General features: G+C 39.7%; 11 protein-coding genes. 7 read left to right on the plus strand and 4 right to left on the minus strand.

Translation table 11 applies throughout. The features are described from left to right. Window positions 1-31 precede the first annotated feature (31 nt). A complete protein-coding gene (locus AC1M9D_RS05405) occupies window positions 32-3,409 on the minus strand; it encodes an Rne/Rng family ribonuclease (protein WP_481611671.1) in 3,378 nt (1,125 codons plus the stop codon). Window positions 3,410-4,166: 757 nt separating this feature from the next. On the opposite strand from AC1M9D_RS05405, the gene AC1M9D_RS05410 reads away from it, so the two are divergent. Together AC1M9D_RS05410 and AC1M9D_RS05415 are read left to right on the plus strand one after the other, a co-directional pair. Beyond that, window positions 4,167-5,132 carry an RluA family pseudouridine synthase gene (locus AC1M9D_RS05410; RefSeq protein ID WP_035264199.1) on the plus strand — a complete coding sequence of 322 codons (966 nt, stop codon included), beginning with the start codon at window positions 4,167-4,169 and terminating at the stop codon, window positions 5,130-5,132. Window positions 5,133-5,257: 125 nt separating this feature from the next. Beyond that, window positions 5,258-5,926: an HAD family hydrolase gene (locus tag AC1M9D_RS05415; protein ID WP_035264197.1), complete on the plus strand. Its 669-nt coding sequence runs from the start codon at window positions 5,258-5,260 to the stop codon at window positions 5,924-5,926. A gap of 44 nt (window positions 5,927-5,970) precedes the next feature. On the opposite strand, the gene hcaR is transcribed toward AC1M9D_RS05415, so the two are convergent. Next, the gene (gene hcaR, locus AC1M9D_RS05420; RefSeq protein ID WP_481611672.1) at window positions 5,971-6,876 is read right to left on the minus strand and encodes a DNA-binding transcriptional regulator HcaR; all 906 of its coding nucleotides are present in this window, start codon (window positions 6,874-6,876) and stop codon (window positions 5,971-5,973) included. Window positions 6,877-7,557: 681 nt separating this feature from the next. Here hcaR and AC1M9D_RS05425 point away from each other — a divergent pair. Then, window positions 7,558-8,679, plus strand: a complete 1,122-nt coding sequence (locus tag AC1M9D_RS05425) for an MBL fold metallo-hydrolase (protein WP_092766704.1) — start codon at window positions 7,558-7,560, stop codon at window positions 8,677-8,679. Window positions 8,680-8,724: 45 nt separating this feature from the next. On the opposite strand, the gene AC1M9D_RS05430 is transcribed toward AC1M9D_RS05425, so the two are convergent. Beyond that, entirely contained in the window at window positions 8,725-10,245 is a 1,521-nt protein-coding gene (locus tag AC1M9D_RS05430; RefSeq protein WP_481611673.1) for a catalase, read from the minus strand. A 426-nt stretch (window positions 10,246-10,671) separates the two neighbouring features. Further along, entirely contained in the window at window positions 10,672-12,909 is a 2,238-nt protein-coding gene (locus tag AC1M9D_RS05435) for a fatty acid desaturase (RefSeq protein WP_481611674.1), read from the minus strand. A 109-nt stretch (window positions 12,910-13,018) separates the two neighbouring features. Here AC1M9D_RS05435 and AC1M9D_RS05440 point away from each other — a divergent pair, with 109 nt between their 5' ends. From AC1M9D_RS05440 to AC1M9D_RS05455, 4 genes are all read left to right on the plus strand, one after another. After that, a complete protein-coding gene (locus AC1M9D_RS05440; RefSeq protein WP_481611675.1) occupies window positions 13,019-14,035 on the plus strand; it encodes an AraC family transcriptional regulator in 1,017 nt (338 codons plus the stop codon). A gap of 151 nt (window positions 14,036-14,186) precedes the next feature. Next, the gene (locus tag AC1M9D_RS05445) at window positions 14,187-15,836 is read left to right on the plus strand and encodes an acyl-CoA dehydrogenase family protein (RefSeq protein WP_481611676.1); all 1,650 of its coding nucleotides are present in this window, start codon (window positions 14,187-14,189) and stop codon (window positions 15,834-15,836) included. 213 nt (window positions 15,837-16,049) lie between these two features. Then, the gene (locus AC1M9D_RS05450; protein ID WP_481594846.1) at window positions 16,050-17,216 is read left to right on the plus strand and encodes an efflux RND transporter periplasmic adaptor subunit; all 1,167 of its coding nucleotides are present in this window, start codon (window positions 16,050-16,052) and stop codon (window positions 17,214-17,216) included. After that, complete coding sequence (locus tag AC1M9D_RS05455) at window positions 17,213-19,126, plus strand: ABC transporter permease (protein ID WP_481611677.1); 1,914 nt, start codon at window positions 17,213-17,215, stop codon at window positions 19,124-19,126. The genes AC1M9D_RS05450 and AC1M9D_RS05455 overlap by 4 nt, the downstream gene beginning before the upstream one ends. The last annotated feature ends 241 nt before the right edge of the window (window positions 19,127-19,367 follow it).

Genomic DNA, 19,367 nt, shown 5'->3' on the forward strand with positions numbered 1-19,367 from the left:
GTTTGTCAAAAGCTAATGTAGTTTAAGCAAATTACTCAGCTGATGGTGTTACTTTTTTTGGTGGGCGACCACGAGGGCGACGCGGACGAACAGGTTTTTCTTCTTCCTGCTGTTCTGCATCATCCTTATCTGCTTCAACTTGTGCAGATTTATCTTCAGCATTTACGGCAACTTCCGCCACTTCAACTTTCGCAGTTTCTGCTTCTGTAGGCACTACTTCATTTGATTCTGAAGATTTTTCTTCAGGTTGCTGTTCTGAAGAAGTTTGAACTTTTTCTTCAGTCTTCACTTCAGATTGAGTCACTTCAGCTGTCTGTGTTGCTGTTTCTTGATGTGCAACTTCAGATGTTGCATCAGCTGCTTGTGGAGCATCCGCAACAGGTGCTTCAACTTTCACGGCTTCTTGTGCTGCAACTTCTTCAAGGCGCGCTTGTTTTGCTTGCTCAGCTGCAAGTTTTGCAAGACGACGACGCTCACGTGGATCATTTGCAACACGCTTATCTGACACTGGTTTTGGAGGTGTTAAGTCCAACACAGGTGCAGGCTCTTTTTCAGCTGGAGCTTGTTGAACAGCGACATCACGTGTTACTGGTTTTTTCTCAGTAACAGGTTCAGCAGATTGAGTATTTAAACTCCCTGCATACTGTTCAGTGAACTTTTGCAATGCGCGATTGAAGGTTGGAATTAATCCAAACTGCTCAATCAATACAGAGCAATCCGCACCATACACATGTTGAATTAAACTTAAAACCGTATGTTGTGCTAAAGCTGGCACTTGTGAAGGGCGAAGCTTCGGCGCATCTGATTTTGCTTTCTGGTCATGTTGATGCTTGTTACGACGACGTTGACGTGGGTCGTTACTTGCACGTTGTGGTGCTTGTTGAGGTTTAACCTCAGCTTCAATGATAGGTTCATCAACCGTAATTTCCACTTGAGGTGCTGACACTTCAGCATCTGTCACAACAGGTGCTGGAGCAGTTGCTACAGGTGCTGCTACTTCAGGCGTTAAAGCAACAATCTCACTTTGTGCTTGATCAACATTAACCACTAACGCTGTTTTAAGCTCATCATTACGAGGTACATCAATTAAATCAACTTTAACTTGAGCTTCTTGAGCAACAGGTGCTGAAGATTGCTCTTGATTTAATACACTTTGATCGCGTTGACGATTTGGACGTTGTGGACGTTGTGCATTACGGTCACGACGTGGCACAGCTTGTTCAGTTTGTGCTTCGAAAGCTGTCTCGTTTTGTTGAGGGCGCTTTTGATGACGTTTCTGATCACGCTGTTCTTGGCGTTGCTCATGACGGTTTTCATTGCGTGACTCATGACGATTATCTTGACGTTGTTCATGGCGAGGTGCCTGTACAACTTCTTCAATCACATGTTGATCTGCGTTAACTTCGCGTGTGTCACGTTGCTTATTGCGATTTTTCTTGTTATGACGTTGTGGACGCTCGTCTTTTTCAGCTTGACGTTCTTGGTCGCGTGTATCATTTTTCGCAACAGGCGTATGTGAAATATACGCATTTGTTTCAACTGGTGCAGATGCTTCAATTGCCACAGGTGTTACAGGTGCAATTTGACCGAATTGACCACGACTTACGGCACCACCGTTCACCATTTGTTCAATTGCAGCCGCTGCAGAGTTAGCCGTACGCGATTGATCAATCGTACTTGCTTGTTTTTGAACAAACAGATTTTCTAACCATGCGCATGGGCTAGTTGCTGGAGCAGCTACTGCTGGCGCAGTTTTTTGCGCTACCGCAGGTTGTGTAGCATTTTGGTTATTTTTATGACGCTTATTGCCTTTTTCCTGCGTTACAGGGGCATGCGTATGTGGAGCTGCATGCTCTTCTTCTAAGTGCCATTCTGAAGACTCATAACCCAACTCTTTTTCACTTGAACGAGTCGCTTCAGTACGTTCATAGCTGGTTGGTGCAAAGCCTTCAGGATTATACGAGATTTCGTAATGTGGCGTTTCTAAATGCGGGTGAGGGAGTACAGTCACACGTACATTTGAAGTTTGCTCCAAATACACGAGGCTATGACGTTTTTCATTGAGAAGGAATGCTGCAATTTCAACAGGAACTTCTACTTGAACTTCACCTTGACGCTCACGAAGTGCAATTTCTTCAACTTTACGCATGATCGAAAGTGAAAGAGAACGCAAGTCACGAACCATACCTGTGCCATGACAACGTGGACATACATAGCCAGTCGCTTCTTCTAAAGAAGGGCGTAAACGTTGGCGACTCATTTCCATTAAGCCGAAACGAGACAATTGACCGAACTGGATACGTGCACGATCACTTTGAGTTGATTCACGCAGTTTTGCTTCAACCATACGTTGATTGCGTTCTTTGGTCATATCGATGAAGTCAATCACGACCAGACCACCGATATCACGTAAGCGAAGTTGGCGAGCGATCTCTTCTGCTGCTTCTAAGTTAGTACTAAGTGCAGTTTCCTCTACATCGTGACCACGAGTAGATTTTGCAGAGTTAATATCGATCGAAACCAATGCTTCTGTTTGGTCAATGACAATTGAACCACCAGAAGGAAGTTTAACTTCACGCTCGTAAGCAGTTTGAATTTGACTTTCGATACCAAAATGAGCAAATAAAGGCTCATTCAAAGTATATGTTTTTAACTTGTCTAATTGGTTCGGCATCACGGCTTTAACAAAGTTATAGGCTTCGTTATAAGCTTGTTCAGAATCAATTAAAATTTCTGCAACATCATCACGTAAATAGTCGCGAATTGCACGAGTAACTACACCAGCTTCCTGATGAACCAACATTGGAGAAGGGCCAGAATTTGCTGTACTTTGGATGCGTGCCCAAAGATCGAGCAGGTGCTGAAGATCAAGTTGAAGCTCTTCTTGTGAGCGACCAATCCCTGCAGTACGTACAATCACGCTCATACCACGAGGTACATTTAAAGACGCCAACATTTCTTTCAATTCTTCACGAACTGAACCAGAAATTTGACGACTAATACCACCACCTTTCGGGTTGTTTGGCATTAAGACCAAGTAACGACCAGCAAGGGAAATAAAAGTTGAGAGTGCAGCGCCTTTGTTGCCACGTTCCTCTTTTTCAACTTGAACTAAAAGCTCAGTACCTTCAGTGATTAACTCACGAATGTTTGAAGTTTGACGAGGGTCAGCTTTGTAATATGAGTTTGCGATTTCACGCATTGAAAGGAAGCCTTGACGGCCTGCACCATATTCTACAAACACAGCTTCAAGAGATGGCTCAACGCGAGTCACATGACCTTTGTAGATATTGGCTTTCTTTTGTTCACGAGTACGATTTTCTAAATCGAAATCGTAAAGACGGTGACCAGTGATGAGTGCAACGCGAACTTCTTCGGCATGTGTTGCATTGATCAACATACGTTTCATGGGTGTAACACCTAATAGTGATACACAAGCAAAACATCGCGATTTACGTAGCGAACATCAACCCGCATGGATCAATTCCTAGATCACCATAATCAGTTTGATCTAAGTGTATTACCGGCCTTTATTGATCGGCTTCGGTATTTTGATTCACGTATTGATGACGGCAATACGGCTTTAATCCTGTCACTGATTAAAGAAGCCTGAACATTCACTGGCGGACTAACGGTGCATTGGATGTTCGTTACTTTCACTGTCACATTGCTCGAAGATCATCTCTTCAATTTTTTGATAGAGTGTCTTGATACGGAATTATCGTCGTATCTTTACAAATTGTGCAGATCCAATGCATCTAACGTTATAGCCTGAATGAGAAATCAGGTTGCGACCATTCTGATGTGTATCAGTTAACGTTTAAAAACCAACATAATTGTTGGCGACATATTTTTTTAAACAAACTGATTTATGTGCAAAAGCACAATTAAACGCAACAGTTTGTCTTTTTGCCGATATAATAAGCCTTCGGCGTTGGCATATTCTTTTGGGACCATTCCGAGTTTATGCTAAACAAAAATTTAGTTTGAATTTCAAAATTTTGAAATCTCTAAACAAATGTTCACTTACGGCGGTATCCGTGCGCTGACTATAGCAAACCTTAGATCATCTGCCTATGGGCTACACAGACATTTCTAGTCAATTGGGTAGTCTAAATGATCAGTTTTTAATCGAATTTAGTATTTTTTTAGGTCAACGTAACTGTATGAATTCTACGCAAGAATGGCAAAGCGTCACTTGGTTTGAAGTGGATGAGCACCAATTGGGGCAACGCATCGACAATTTTCTATTCGCTCGTCTTAAAGGAGTACCGAAAAGTCGAATCTATCGTTTAATTCGTGAAGGTCAGGTGCGGGTCAACAAAAAGCGTGTGAAAGCGGAAACCAAATTAAATATTGGTGATCAAATCCGTGTTGCACCGATTCGTTATGAACAAAAAGATGAATCTCAAGCTCCAGTATCAGACAAAGTCGCGCAGGGCTTGTTAAGCCGTGTGGTTTATGAAGATGAAGGTCTTTTAGTGGTGAACAAACCTTCTGGGATTGCGGTGCACGGTGGAAGTGGTGTGGCGTATGGTTTAATTGAAGGCTTACGCGCAGCGACAGGGAAAAAATATTTAGAACTGATCCACCGTATTGACCGAGATACTTCAGGCTTGGTGATGATTTCTAAAAAGCGGAGCGTGTTAAAAACACTTCAAGATATGCTTCGTGAACACAAGATTCAAAAAACTTATGCTGCTGTGGTGAAAGGCCAAGTCACATTAGACTCACAATTAATCGATGCACCATTACATCGCTATGAGTTAGCCAATGGTGAACGTCGAGTACGTGTATCTAAAGAAGGAAAACCTTCAAAAACCCAATGGAAGGTAGCAGAACGCTTCATGCATGCATCACTTGTGTATGCGTCACCGCTTTCTGGTCGTACACATCAAATTCGTGTACATGGACTCAGTATCGGTCATCCCTTGGTGGGTGATGAAAAGTACGGGCATGAGACGGAATATCGTGGACCTAAACCACGCCGTTTATGTTTACATGCAATGCGCTTAGAGATCCCAGGATATCCAGTAATTGAAGCACCATTGCCTGAGGATATGCAAAGCTTGGTTGCACAACTTCGCGCACAAAAAGCGGATAAACCTGTAGTGCAGTCTCAACAAGACTGAGTGCGTCTCAGTGGTTGGTAAGGATTGAATCATTGTGTCATGACGAGGTCATGCAACGATGAGATCTTAATATGTCATTATGATATTTACATGGCATCCACCCGATCAAAATTAGGATACAAAATATGACATCAGCGGTAAAACTCATTATTTTTGATTGGGATGGCACTTTGTTTGATTCAGTGGGTCAAATTGTTGAAAGTTTAAAATTTGCCGCCCAACAATTTAATCAACCTTTGACTGATGAGGATGCTAAAAGCATTATTGGCTTAGGATTACCTGAAGTTGCGCAGGTTTTATTTCCTCAGGTTCCTGATTTACACGAGGCAATTTTACAGTCTTATTCAGCGCATTATGTTGAACACTCGAAACATGATCGTTGGTTTGATGGTGTGGCTGAAATGTTGCATGATCTCAAAGAATCAGGAATTCATTTGGCTGTTGCGACAGGAAAAAGTCGTAAGGGGCTAGATCGAGTACTGGGGCAAACTCAGAGTGTGAGTTTGTTTTCAGCGACACGTGCAGCCAGTGAAACAAAATCAAAACCAGATCCGTTGATGTTGGCTGAAATTTTAGCCGAAACTGGTTTTAATGCAGATCAAGCGATAATGGTAGGAGATACTTCATACGATCTTGAAATGGCATTGAATATTCGTATGCCAAGTGTAGGGGTGACGTATGGCGTTCATGTGCCTGAGGTATTACAGCAATATCATCCCCTTGCGGTTGTGGATTCCATTGATGAATTACATCAACTTTTAAAAAATTTGATTAATCAGTCAGTTGCTTGCTAAATCACATCGATAAAAAACCCGCTCAATTCAGCGGGTTTTTTTATTCACGTTGAACTTTGATTAAAGTCTAAATAAAAGACTTTTGAAAGTAACTCCATAAATTTTTGCACAGCAATACCAGTGGCATTCTTGCGATAACTTACAAAGAGATCCAGAGAAGGTAGCTCTACATCGAGTGGACGAGTCACACTATTTTCCAAGAGAAGTGGCATAATATAGCCAGGAAGAATCGTACACCCTAAGCCAATACCAATAGAGTTAATGTTAAACAAGATATTGTCAGCTTTTTGAACAATTTTAAAAGAAACGCCATTTTGTTCAGCGAAGCCTAAAATGGTGTCATGCAGGGTCTTAGATTGCTCATCTGAAGGAATAACAAAATCAATGCCATCAAGCGCTTTTACAGGAATACGTTCGTACTTTGCCAAAGGGTGGTCTTTAGGCAGAATAAAAACTAAAGGTTCACGCAGTACAAAGCGACTCTCGATCTCTTCAGAATCTAAACGTTGACGAGTAAAAGTAATGTCCAATTCACCTTTCTTTATGCCTTTGAATTGCTCAATATTATTTAAGCTTTGTAATTCAATTTTTAATTCGGGATTTTGAACACGTAAGTTAGGTAATACATAAGGAAAGATTTTCATTTCTGCAACTGGCACAAAACCAATGCGTAGCATTTTTTGTTTTGCTTTAGACACTTGGCGCGCCATATTAATTGCTTTTTCTGCTTGAGCAATGGTGAGTCTCGCCTGTTCCAGAAACACAGTGCCTTCTTCGGTCAATTCAACTTTTCGTTTGGTACGATTTAGTAGACGCACACCAACATCTTCTTCTAAATCTTTGATTTGTTGGCTGAGTGAAGGCTGTGCTGTGTAGAGCTTAAGTGCAGCTTTGCTAAAATTAAGCTCTTCTGCAACTGTAATAAAATAGCGCAAATGCCGTAATTCCATATAGCCTTCCAGAGAATAATCTAAAAAATGTCTTAATGTTGCTAAAGATGAGTATAAGTGAAATTGATCAATAAGTAGATGTATTTTGGTATTTAGTTAGTGAATGAAGCATTTTTTTGTATTTTAAAATTTACATGCATTTAATTTCTTACTTAGATAGAAATTTTACATTTCAAGATCGAACTCTCATCGTGAATGAGTGACTGATTTGTATAGGTTTAGAAAAGATTGTATCTATTAAAGTTGAAACCAATTGTTTCGGCTTTAAGTCTATGAAAAATAATAATGTAGAGAAAAGTACGTTGAAGCTTTGGGAGATCAGTTGTTCAGCGTTAAGTCACATCCTAAACAAAATTTAACTTCCTCTATTTAAGATTTCTGTGGGTGATTAAAAAAACATCAAAAATCAGAAAAAAACAACAAAATCATAAACAAAAAGAAAGTCTGAGTTGTATATGATGAATAATATAGGGATGATTGGTGGTCTATTTCACAATTTATTGATGAAATTATAACCACTTCATGGGAATTGAGATTGATGTTGTCTTAAATGAAACACGAACAGTGTATCTTTTAAAAACATAATTTAAAAATGCGAATAGATGATGAACATAATCTATTTATATAACTGAATAATCAACTATTTCAAAATCGCTTCGGTTTAAGGTGCTTACATTTATTATGTCTAATTTGACTGATATTCCAACGACGACTTCGAGTAATCCAGAGTCTACACTTGTTGTTGGACGGAAGCCGCAGGATTCTAATCTGCACTATCAACTAAAGACTGAAGATTGTATTCGGCATGTGTGGTTTAAACCAAAACTTAAATTGGTTTCATTGGATCACCATAATGGGCAAAGATTCGTTAATCAGGAACCACGTCCTGCACAGCTCAACCAATGGAATTTATATAAATGGTTGATGGCTCGTAAAAGCTTTACCTGGCAAGGTGATTTCGCGAAAGAGCAACAGGATTTTATTCAGACAAAACGTGCTAAGCCTGAGGCTCGTCCGCATGCAGATTTAGAAGATTGGCAAGTATGGTTTGTTGGTCATGCTACGGTTTTAATTCAAATTGGTCCATATAACTTCTTAACCGACCCTGTATGGGCGGATTATGTAAGCCCAAAGCACGGGAGTGGACCTAAACGTGTTATCCCTGCAGGGATTGCACTTGAAGATTTACCACAGATTCACGCAGTATTACTCAGTCATAATCACTATGATCATATGGATTTAGCGAGTTTGAATTGGCTACATCAAAAATTTGCTATGCCGATCTATACAGGTCTAGGAAATGCAGCCTATTTACCGAAAGCATTTCATGTGATTGAGATGGATTGGTGGCAGTCTGCTTTATTCAAAGATTTTAAAATTGTCTACACGCCTGCCCAACATGGTTCTGGTCGAGGGCTTCGTGATCAAAATCTTGCATTATGGGGTGGTTTTTCAATTTTATCTGAGCATGGTCATTGTTACTTTGCTGGTGATACAGGCTATGCACAACATTTTAAAGAGATTCACCAGCGCTTAGGTGCACCAAGGATTGCTTTACTGCCAATCGGTGCATATGAACCAAGAGTATTGATGCAATATCTACATATGAATCCTGCTGATGCATTCCAAGCACATAAAGATTTACACGCAAAACGTTCACTAGCGATTCACTATCGTACTTTTCAGTTAACAGATGAAGATCGGAATCAACCTGAGTTGGATCTGCACCAAGCGATGAAAAATGCATCTAAATTTATCAGTCCGTTTTATTGTATTCGGGAAGGTAAAAAACTAATTGTTTGAAAAAAAAAACCGCTGATAACAGCGGTTTTTTTATGGAGATATTAATTAAAGTAAGCCAGGATTTCCTTGTGCTGGGTCAGTTGCACGTGCAGCCTGTGCATCAGCTACGGTCATGCCTAATGCTTTTGCAACACCCTCGCCATATGCTGGGTCACAAGCATAGCAGTTACGAATATGACGATACTTAATGAAATCTAATGCATCGCCCATTGCTGCGGCTGTATTGTCAAATAAAGCCTGTTTTTGCTGATCATTCATGAGATTGAATAATGCGCGTGGTTGACTGAAATAGTCATTGTCATCTTCGCGGTAATCCCAGAAATCTGCCGCACCAGAAATTTTTAATGGTGGCTCTTTATATTGTGGCTGTTCCTGCCATTGGCTGAAACTATTTGGTTCATAGTGTGGCAAAGCACCATAGTTACCATCAGTACGACCTTGACCATCGCGACGGTTTGAGTGAACAGGGCAACGTGGTGCATTCACTGGAATTTGATAATGGTTAACACCAACACGGTAGCGTGCAGCATCTGCATAGTTGAACAGACGTGCTTGAAGCATACGGTCAGGTGAGAAGCTGATGCCTGGCACTAAGTTACTTGGGGCAAAGGCAGCTTGTTCTACGTCTTGGAAGTAGTTTTCAGGGTTACGATTAAGTTCGAATTCACCGACTTCGATCAAAGGATAGTCCCCTTTAGGCCATACTTTGGTTAAGTCAAATGGGTGATATGGAACTTTCTCTGCATCTAGCTCAGGCATGATTTGGACGTACATTTTCCATTTCGGGAAATCACCACGTTCAATCGCATCAAATAAGTCAGTTTGAGAGCTTTCGCGATCTTTCGCAATAATCGCTTCAGCTTCTGCATCAGTTAAATTCTTAATGCCTTGTTGCGTGCGCATATGGAATTTAACCCAGAAGCGTTCGTTGTTGGCATTGATAAAACTGAAGGTATGGCTACCAAAACCATGCATGTGACGGTAACCATCTGGGATACCGCGGTCTGACATGACAATCGTCACTTGATGTAATGCTTCTGGAAGTAAAGTCCAGAAATCCCAGTTGTTGGTTGCACTACGTTTGTTGGTTTTAGGATCGCGTTTAACTGCTTTGTTTAAGTCAGGGAACTTACGCGCATCACGTAAGAAGAAAACAGGAGTGTTATTACCTACTAAATCCCAGTTACCTTCTTCAGTGTAGAATTTCATTGCGAAACCGCGGATATCACGTTCAGCATCTGCTGCACCACGTTCGCCAGCAACTGTAGAGAAGCGCACAAAAATATCGGTTTTTTTACCGATTTCAGAGAATAATTTAGCGCGAGTATATTTCGTAATATCATGGGTAACAGTGAAGGTACCAAATGCCCCAGAACCTTTCGCGTGCATACGACGCTCAGGAATCACTTCACGAACGAAGTTACCTAATTTTTCATTCAGCCATAAATCTTGTGCAAGTAAAGGACCACGTGCACCTGCTGTCATACTGTTTTGGTTGTCTACTACAGGAGCACCAGCATCAGTTGTTAAGTGGGTGACAGGACATTTTTTTGAGTCATCGCTCATATTCATTCTCCATTTATAATATATGTCTTTCTTGATGGTTGGCTGAGCATTCACTTTTATAAGATCTAGCGCTTCCAATATCAGAGACATGAACCGTTTTGTTCGATCATTCTAAAGCAACATTGTGACAAGAATGTGTGTTTTATTGAGTTTACAAATTCATCATAAATCATGATGCGTTCAATTGGAGTGTTTAATTTGTAAATAAAATTCCAATTACCCTCATATAAATTAAGGGTTTATTTGAATATTCACCAATAGAATATTTGGTTCAGGTTAAAAGGATTTAACGATGATTTACAGTAAGGTTTTGGTTGTGCAATTTTTGGATATGAATCATAGGTTTGGTTGTTTAAGTGTTTGAATCTTACTGTCATGAAGCATTGCATGATTACTTCATGACGGCGATTAACTTAAGAATCTTTGTTAAACATCAAGCACAATGATTGGTGAGCGAGCCACAGTGTTGCATAGCGTAATGCGATGTTGAATAGTGGATGAATCAACTTCTAACTGAGTTTGACCTTCCAATTTAGTGCATACACAGGCTTTGCATAAACCTTGTTGACAACCGCTTGGCAGTTTTAAACCAGCTTGACGCGCGGCTTCAAGTAAAGTGACATTGCCTTGAATGTCTATACTTGTATTACTTTTTTTGAAAATTACTCGACGTGTAACACCATCAGACTCAAAACTGAGAGGAGCAGGTTTAAAAATTTCTGTGTGAAATGCTGCTGCTTTAACGCCTGCTTGAATAAGTTGTTGGCGAGCAGAATCGATTAATGCTTGAGGGGCGCAGGCATATACGTGTTGGCATTTAAAATCTCGAATATAAGGTTGGAAAATTTCAAGACTAAAACGTCCTTGTCGTAAATCAGATGCCGACTCGTTCTGAACTTTGGAGCAGATGAAGTGAACATTCAAATTTGAATACTTCGCGATTTGACGAATCTCATTTTCAAACAAAATAGAATTTTCATCATGGTTAAAGTAAAACAAATGAGCTTCAGCCTTACTTTCGATACGCTGATATTTTCTTAACATGCTTAAAATTGGCGTAATACCGACTCCTGCTGCGATAAAGATTAACTTCGGCGGGAGGGTGTCTAAAACAAAATCAGCTGTAGATTGTGGTGGACTTACAATCGTCACCTCCGTATTTACATGAACATGATCATGAATATAGTGAGAAACGATGCCCGCAGGTGTACGTTTCACTGCTATTTCAAAATAGCCATCTGCGCTTTGGCTTTCATGCAATAAGCTGTATTGACGAATATAAGTTTGCCCATTTATTTCAAAGCTTAATGAAATAAATGCACCTGCCTGCCATTTTAAATGTTCCCAGCCTTGAGGCTTGCTCATTTTGAGTGTTTTGACTTGACCATTAAGCTGTATTTCGACTTGTACAACTTTTGCCGACGCATTATAGAACTGTGGCTTGTGTAAATATGTCATGGTTGAGGGTGGCTGATATTGAATTCCTCGTTTGATACGTTTTAGAAATTCTTTTGGTCGAATGAGTAATTTGAAAGGGTTATTTTTTTCTTGATTACCAAAAGGTAGAGTTCTTTTAATGAGGCTGAGCGGTATCGCTGGGATCAGCTTTTCCATGGGTGAATTGTGATAAGGTAATTGATATTTTTCACAAATACTACGTACTACAGCTTTGATTTGTCTTTGACGATTACATGCTAAATCTGGAAATAAATGATGCTCAAGATGTGTATCTAATCCGCCATAAAAGATTTCAAATGGAGGTGGATTTGGATACGGGACCTCTTCATCAAGGATCTTTTTGAGAAACTGATCAAGCGGTGCATATGGGATAAAATTGGTGGTACTTTTAATCTGTCGTATGAAATATTCTTCTTGCGTCTCATCAGGTCCAGGATCTGAATAAAGCTCCAAATTTTCAGCGTGATGTTCTAAGAAGAGGATATGAAGTAAAAAACCATAGCCTATCGTCGTTGTAAGATAATTTCCGATAAAAACAGGTAATTTTTTTGACCATTTTGCAGCAACTGGTGCTTCAATAAACTGTTTTTGAACATGAGCTTTTATGAGACGAAGTGATTGAGTAAAGGTTTCTTTGGAAAGGATCTTTCGACCTTCTGTACGTGCTGCTGATGTGGCTGTATAGAGTGTGAAATAGTAGGATGGAGTGATCATCAGCGCACTGTAAATCAGCAATTGAACACTGTGATGCCCATACCAGCTTTGACCTGCCAAGCTTCTTAAAAAGGAATACCCTAAATCATGATCTTTGCCAACGATGTTGGTAAATGGATGATGATTTTGATGATGCATGACGCGCCATTCACGAGGATCAGTCACAAAGTCCCATACCCAGCGTTCTGAATGAAACTCGGTTGCTTGGGGGAGGTGATCATAACTTCCGTGCATGATGTTATGACCGAGCTCTGAAAATTCGAGTAGGGTGTGTAAACAACCCAGAATAATGCCCCGTCCCCAAGATTCTAAACTTACACATTCACGAATAAGTTGCTCACTGCGTAATTTTATAGCCTTTGAATATGCAGCAACATTTCGAATATGATCAATATCTTGGTCGTTCATCTCGGCTTTGGTTTTTTGATATAACGCCGTGAGTTCATTGACCAGGCTTTGCTGTTCCTCAGCAAGATTGGCATACATGTTCATAAAAACTCCATTTTCTTTTTTTATGAATATAAGAGATTGAATTCACTTGTAGAATGATAATTAAACAGTTAAATTTGACATTAGATGACAAATAAAAACGCGAACAATGATGCTTAATTCATGGAAGTTTTTAAGGGAAGCGAATACAGCTCGGGTACTATGTCATGTTGCTGAAAGCTACGGTATTACTTTTGAGCAATGCCTAGAAAATACACAACTGACGAAACAGGATCTTTATCGAGAAAATTTTGAAATCCAAGAGCGAAATGAATTACAGATCATCAGAAATATTCTGAATCTAATCTCTGATGAACATCCCATTGCGCTCGAAGCTGGGCTTCGACATCACACTACCACATTAGGGGCTTGGGGATTTGCAATTTTAAGTAGTCCCAATGTCAGAGAAGCGTTGTTGATCGCGATACGGTATCTAAAATTAGGCGCAATTTTTTCTGATGTGGCCTTGCAAGAAGATGGTGAATTTACTCATTTGAATTTATTCCATCATGATCTAAGTGCTGATATGCAATTATTTATTTTAGAAAGAGATATTGCCACGATCATCACACTTCAAAATGATATTCTTGGTGCTCAATTACCCTTTCAGATAGATTTAGCGATGACCAAGCCTTGCTATGTAAACCAGATAGAAGGCTTAACAGGCTATCCAATTTTTTATGATAAACCACAAAGTCGAATCACGATTCAATCTGAATTGTTGCTTACCCCATTGCGTCAAGCTGATGACTTCACTTTTATGCGTTATCAAAAAGAGTGCGAGCATGTATTTCGACGCCGAAAAAGCTTAGGGGACTATAGTAAAAAGATACGTGAGTTTTTATTAAAAAATGCATCCCAAATGCCGACGATTGAAGATATATCGAAAGCTTTAGCTGTCAATATTCGTACCATTCAGCGCAATTTAGCCAATGAAGGGATTACGTTTCACCAATTGGTTAAAAATTTACGTGAGGATTTGGCAGATGATTTGTTGCTGGGTACTGATCTTACAATAGATCAAATTTCTGAACGGTTGGGTTATGCGGAAGTATCTGTATTTTCTAGAGCATTCAAGCGCTGTAAGGGTATGCCGCCCGCAAAATATCGGAAGATGATGCAACAATAGTAAGACACAATGCTGAGATCATATTAAGACGTTGATAAAAATTTAATGACAATTCAGGTCATCTTTTGCACTAGATAATCTACTTTCAAAAGCTATACTCGAAAATATAAATAATCAAGTTATAGATAAAAATTCCAAAGAGGGTTCGTTTATGTCGGCATGGATGACACATCAAATACATAATCAATTTGATGAGCTTCAAGATTACAATCTATATACAACAGATCCAATCTTACAAGAAATCTTACAGCGTTATGGCAGTAGAAACTCAGTCCATTTAAGTGAATTTGGCGCAGTCGTAGGTTGTGAAAGCTTTTATCACCATGCTGATCTTGCCAATAAACATCCTCCTATTTTACATAGTTTTGATGCTCGAGGCAGGCGGGCAGATTTTGTTGAATTTCATCCTTCATGGCACAAATGGATGGCGTTAAATCGTAAATATGCGGTTCATGCACATCCTTTTCTAAATTTCACTCAAGAATCTGGTTGGGTGGATTGGGCAGCAAAATTCTTCCTCAGTGGTCAAGTGGAGTGTGGAAATTTATGTCCAAATTCAATGACCTTGGGCAGCATTCCATTGATTCAAAAAGAACCTGAGCTGTGGAAAAAGCTAGGAGATAAACTTTTATCCACTGAATATGATGAACGCGATTTACCGATTGCTCAGAAAAAATCGATTTGGATTGGAATGGGCATGACTGAAAAGCAGGGTGGTTCTGATGTGCGTGCTAATGAAACGACAGCTGTTCCAGTTGGGCGGTCTGGAAGAGGACAAGCCTATTTACTAACTGGGCATAAATGGTTTTTTTCAGCACCTATGTGCGATGCACATTTGGTTGTTGCTAAAACTGAGCATGATGGCTTGGCATGTTTCTTTGTTCCGCGATGGTTGGAAGATGGCACAAAAAATGCGATTCATATTCAACGACTCAAAGAGAAGGTTGGAAATCGCAGCAACTCCAGCTCTGAGGTCGAATTTAAAGAGGCTTGGGGCATTATGATGGGGGAGGCTGGACGCGGCATTCCAACGATTATTGAAATGGCAAACTATACCCGATTAACGTGTGCGGTAGGTTCAAGTGGCATTATGCGTCAGGCCCTAGTACAAAGCATTGCCTATACACGTCAACGTCAAGCATTTGGTAAGAGACTCATTGAGCAACCATTAATGCGGTCGGTGCTCACAGATCTTGCTTTAGAGACTGAAGCGGCAATGCAGTTGAGTTTCCATTTGGCTCATTGTTATGAACATGACAGTGAACTTTGTTTGGCATGGAAACGTATCATGACACCAGCAGCAAAATTTTGGGTTTGTAAAAGAGCAGTAGAAATGACTGGTGAAATGATGGAAGTCTTTGGTGGCAATGGCTACGTTGAACATGGCATCATGGCTCGTCTCTTTAAAGAAGCACCTGTGAACACCATTTGGGAAGGGTCAGGTAATGTCATGTGTCTCGATGTGCTTCGTGCTATTTCACGTGATCCTGAATCAATCGAGCATTTATTTAAAGATTTAGCATCTACTGCAAGTCACGACAAAATACTTAATGAAGAGTTGCAGGGACTGTTTAGATTATTTCATCAGGAACCTGATGATTTACAATTTATGGGGAGAAGCTTAGTCAGTCGTTTGGTTGTGCTCTCTCAAGCAGTATTGCTGAAACGTTATGCGCCAGATTTTATTGCCAATGCTTTTATTGCGACGCGTTATCAAAAATTTCATGGTCAAGTGGTGGGAATGCTTGATCCTAAACAAGTAGATGTGACCTCAATTTTAAATCGAGCATTTGCCGCTTAATTATTTTCCAAAACCCTTTTCTGATAGACAGCCAACACATAGATGCGGTTGGCTGTTATCGATACATAAAAATAAATAAGTACGACAGTGTGAAAAAATAGAATTCACTAGAATCATGTCATTAAAAATTTTTAAATTTTGATCATATTAAAGTGAATAAAACATGTTGATCAAAAGTTATCTCCTCAATAAAGATTATTCGTCATTATGCACATGCAAAAAAAATCAAAAAAATTAAAGTATTTTTTGGTCTTAGTGGTATTGGTTGCTTTAGCTCTTTCTGTTTATTTCTATATTCAGTCACAAAAAAAGCAGCCAGAACCGCAGACCGTTGAAGTCACTCAAGGTGATCTAACGCAGATTGTTAAAGCCACAGGTGAAATTTATGCATCTGATATTGTCTCCGTGGGTGCACAAGTCTCAGGTCAAATTCAAAAGCTGTATATCAAGTTAGGACAGGATGTAAAAAAAGGCGAATTAATCGCTGAAATTGACTCGACAACACAGTTGGACAAGCTCAATACCAGTAAAGCCGAACTTGAAGCTGCGAAGGCAGACTTGGCAGCGAAACGTGTCGCTTTACAAACTTTAAAACAAAACTATCAGCGTAAATTAACCTTATACAAAGCTGAAGCAGGCTCTCGTGAAGAGCTCGAACAGGCGAATAATCAGCTTAAACAAGCGATTGCAGATGTTGAGTCAAATGAATATCGGCTGAAACAATTACAGATTAATGTGAATACAGCACAAACTGAATTGGGCTACACACAGATTCGCTCTCCATTGACGGGTACCGTGGTTTCCATGCCTGTTGAAGCTGGTCAAACCATTAACTTTGCACAAACGACACCTTTGATCGCGACGATCGCCAACTTGAATAAGATGGAAATCCGAATGCAGGTCGCAGAAGGTGACTACACTAAATTAAAAGAAAACATGCCAGTTAAATTTAGCACCTTGGCAGACCCCAATGTGAAATTAGATGGTGTGATTCAAAGTATTGATCCTGCTTTAACGACCCTGACCAAAGGAACTTACGACGATAAAAATGAAAATGCGAATGCAGCAGTGTTCTACTATGCAAGAATGTTGGTGGACAACCCTGAGCGTAAACTCAGTATCGGTATGACAACCCAAAATGACATTATTGTAAATCAAAAAAAGAATGTGCTGAAAATTCCGAAAACAACGGTGATTGGATATGGATCAGATGCCATGGTTTACCTCTATCAACCTGATACAAAACCTCAACCAAGAAAAGTCGTGACTGGAATTTCTGACTCAAATGATATTGAAATCAAGTCTGGTTTAAAGTTGGGTGAAAAAATTTTGGCAGAGGCACCTGACGATAGTGCGAATACATCAGGCGATACTCAATGAGTTTGATTGAACTAAAAAAAATAAATAAATTTGTAGGTCCAGAAAATAATCAACAACACATCCTAAAAGATGTCAGTCTCAGTATTGAACAGGGTGAGTTTATTTCGATTATTGGGCAATCAGGTTCAGGTAAGTCTACTTTAATGAATTTACTTGGATGTTTGGATCAAGCCTCTTCAGGACAGTTTCTGTTTCGTGGACAAGATATTTTCTTATTGAGTAATGATGAGCTTTCATCGTTACGTTTAAAAAGTTTTGGGTTTGTGTTCCAACGCTATAATTTATTGAATGCTTTATCTGCTTTAGAGAATGTCGCCTTGCCCGCGATTTATTCAAATTTGAATGCAGAAAACCGTGCAGATCGAGCACTGCAACTTTTAGCTCAGCTCGGTTTAGCTGATAAGAGTGACAATAAACCCAATGAAATGTCGGGTGGACAGCAGCAACGAGTCAGTATTGCCCGCGCACTTATGAATGGTGGTGAGGTTATTTTAGCCGATGAACCCACAGGCGCTTTGGATTCTGAAAGTGGTGAAATGGTCTTGCAAATTTTGGAAGATCTACACCGTCAAGGGCATACGATTATTTTAGTTACTCATGATAAAAGTATTGCAGAACGTGCAGATCGTGTCATTGAAATTAAAGATGGACGCATTCTTTCGGATACGCAGCGTAAATCTTTAGGGCAAGTTTCTCCATCAAAAGTTTTTCATGCGGATATGAAATTCAGCTTTGTTTCCCAAGTCTATGAAGCGATGAAAATGTCTTTGCATTCAATTTTCGCCAATCGTTTAAGGTCTTTTTTGACCATGCTAGGGATTATTATTGGCATTTGCTCAGTCACCATTGTCATTGCCATTGGTAATGGCGCAAAAGAAAAGTTTTTGAATGATTGGGGAGGATTGAAAACAGCAACACTTGAGATTTATCCGGGTGGAACAGCTTTAGCTGCATCTGCCAGCCGTCTAAATATGGATGATTTAAATGCACTCAATGAGATGAAAGAAATTATCTATGTTTCTCCACATGTCAGTTTAAGTGGGAACATGATTTATCAAAATCGTAATATTGATGTGAGTGCAACAGGTGCAGATGGTTTTTATTTAAAAATTAGAAACATGAAAGTTCAACATGGTCGCTTTTTTACACAGAGCGATGTTGAACAGCGCTCCCAAATCGTAGTGATTGATAAGCAAGCTGCTGAAAAATTATTTGGACAGCAAAAATTAGCTTTAGGTAAAACAGTCTTATTTAATAAGCGTTCTTATGAAGTTGTTGGAATCGCTGAACCTCAATATAGCTCAGGTTCTTCACAAATTTGGATGCCTTATAATGTATTGATGTCACAAATTTCAAGTAGTGATAATGTCAATCTGCTGACTGCGGTACTACATCAAAATACTGACTCAGTGAAAGCCGAAAAGAAAGTGAGGCAACTATTGATTGCTCGTCATGGTGTGGAGGATTTTGATATATACAACAGCGATGAGTCTATGAAGTCCTTTGAAAAATATTTAGGAACGATGACTTTCTTTATTTCTGCAGTAGCCTTTATTTCATTGGTCGTAGGTGGCGTTGGTGTGATGAATATCATGCTCGTTTCTGTGACCGAGCGAATTAAGGAAATTGGCTTACGAATAGCAGTTGGTGCTCGCCAAAGTGATGTGCAGGCTCAGTTTTTGATTGAATCTGCAGTTTTATGTTTAATTGGTGGCGTAATTGGTGTTGCGATCGCCTTGATCGCCAGTTTTATTTTTAATGCGATTAGCTCAGATTATAACATGGTATTTTCATGGTCAGTTGCTATTATCGCACTGCTATTTTCAACGCTGGTTGGTTTGATCTTTGGTTATATGCCCGCTAAACGTGCTGCAAACTTAAAACCAATTGAAGCCTTAGCCCATGAATAAGAAAAAATTAGAGATGGCTGTTCAGTGAGTATTGTCTGTATTAACAGGTATTCAAAGTTCAAGATACTAAAGTTAACATTTTTTATCGTGGAATTTATTGTTGCAAATCAGTCTAATATTTTAACTGCAAATTCAATTTTTTTACTTACTAAACCGTAAGTACTTCTCATCCTTCTTCTGCCTCAATAAGCTTTTAATTCGCCTTGTTGCACTGCCACATCCGCAGTATGACGAGGGGGAA

The sequence above is a fragment of the Acinetobacter sp. ANC_7682 genome (assembly GCF_056779795.1).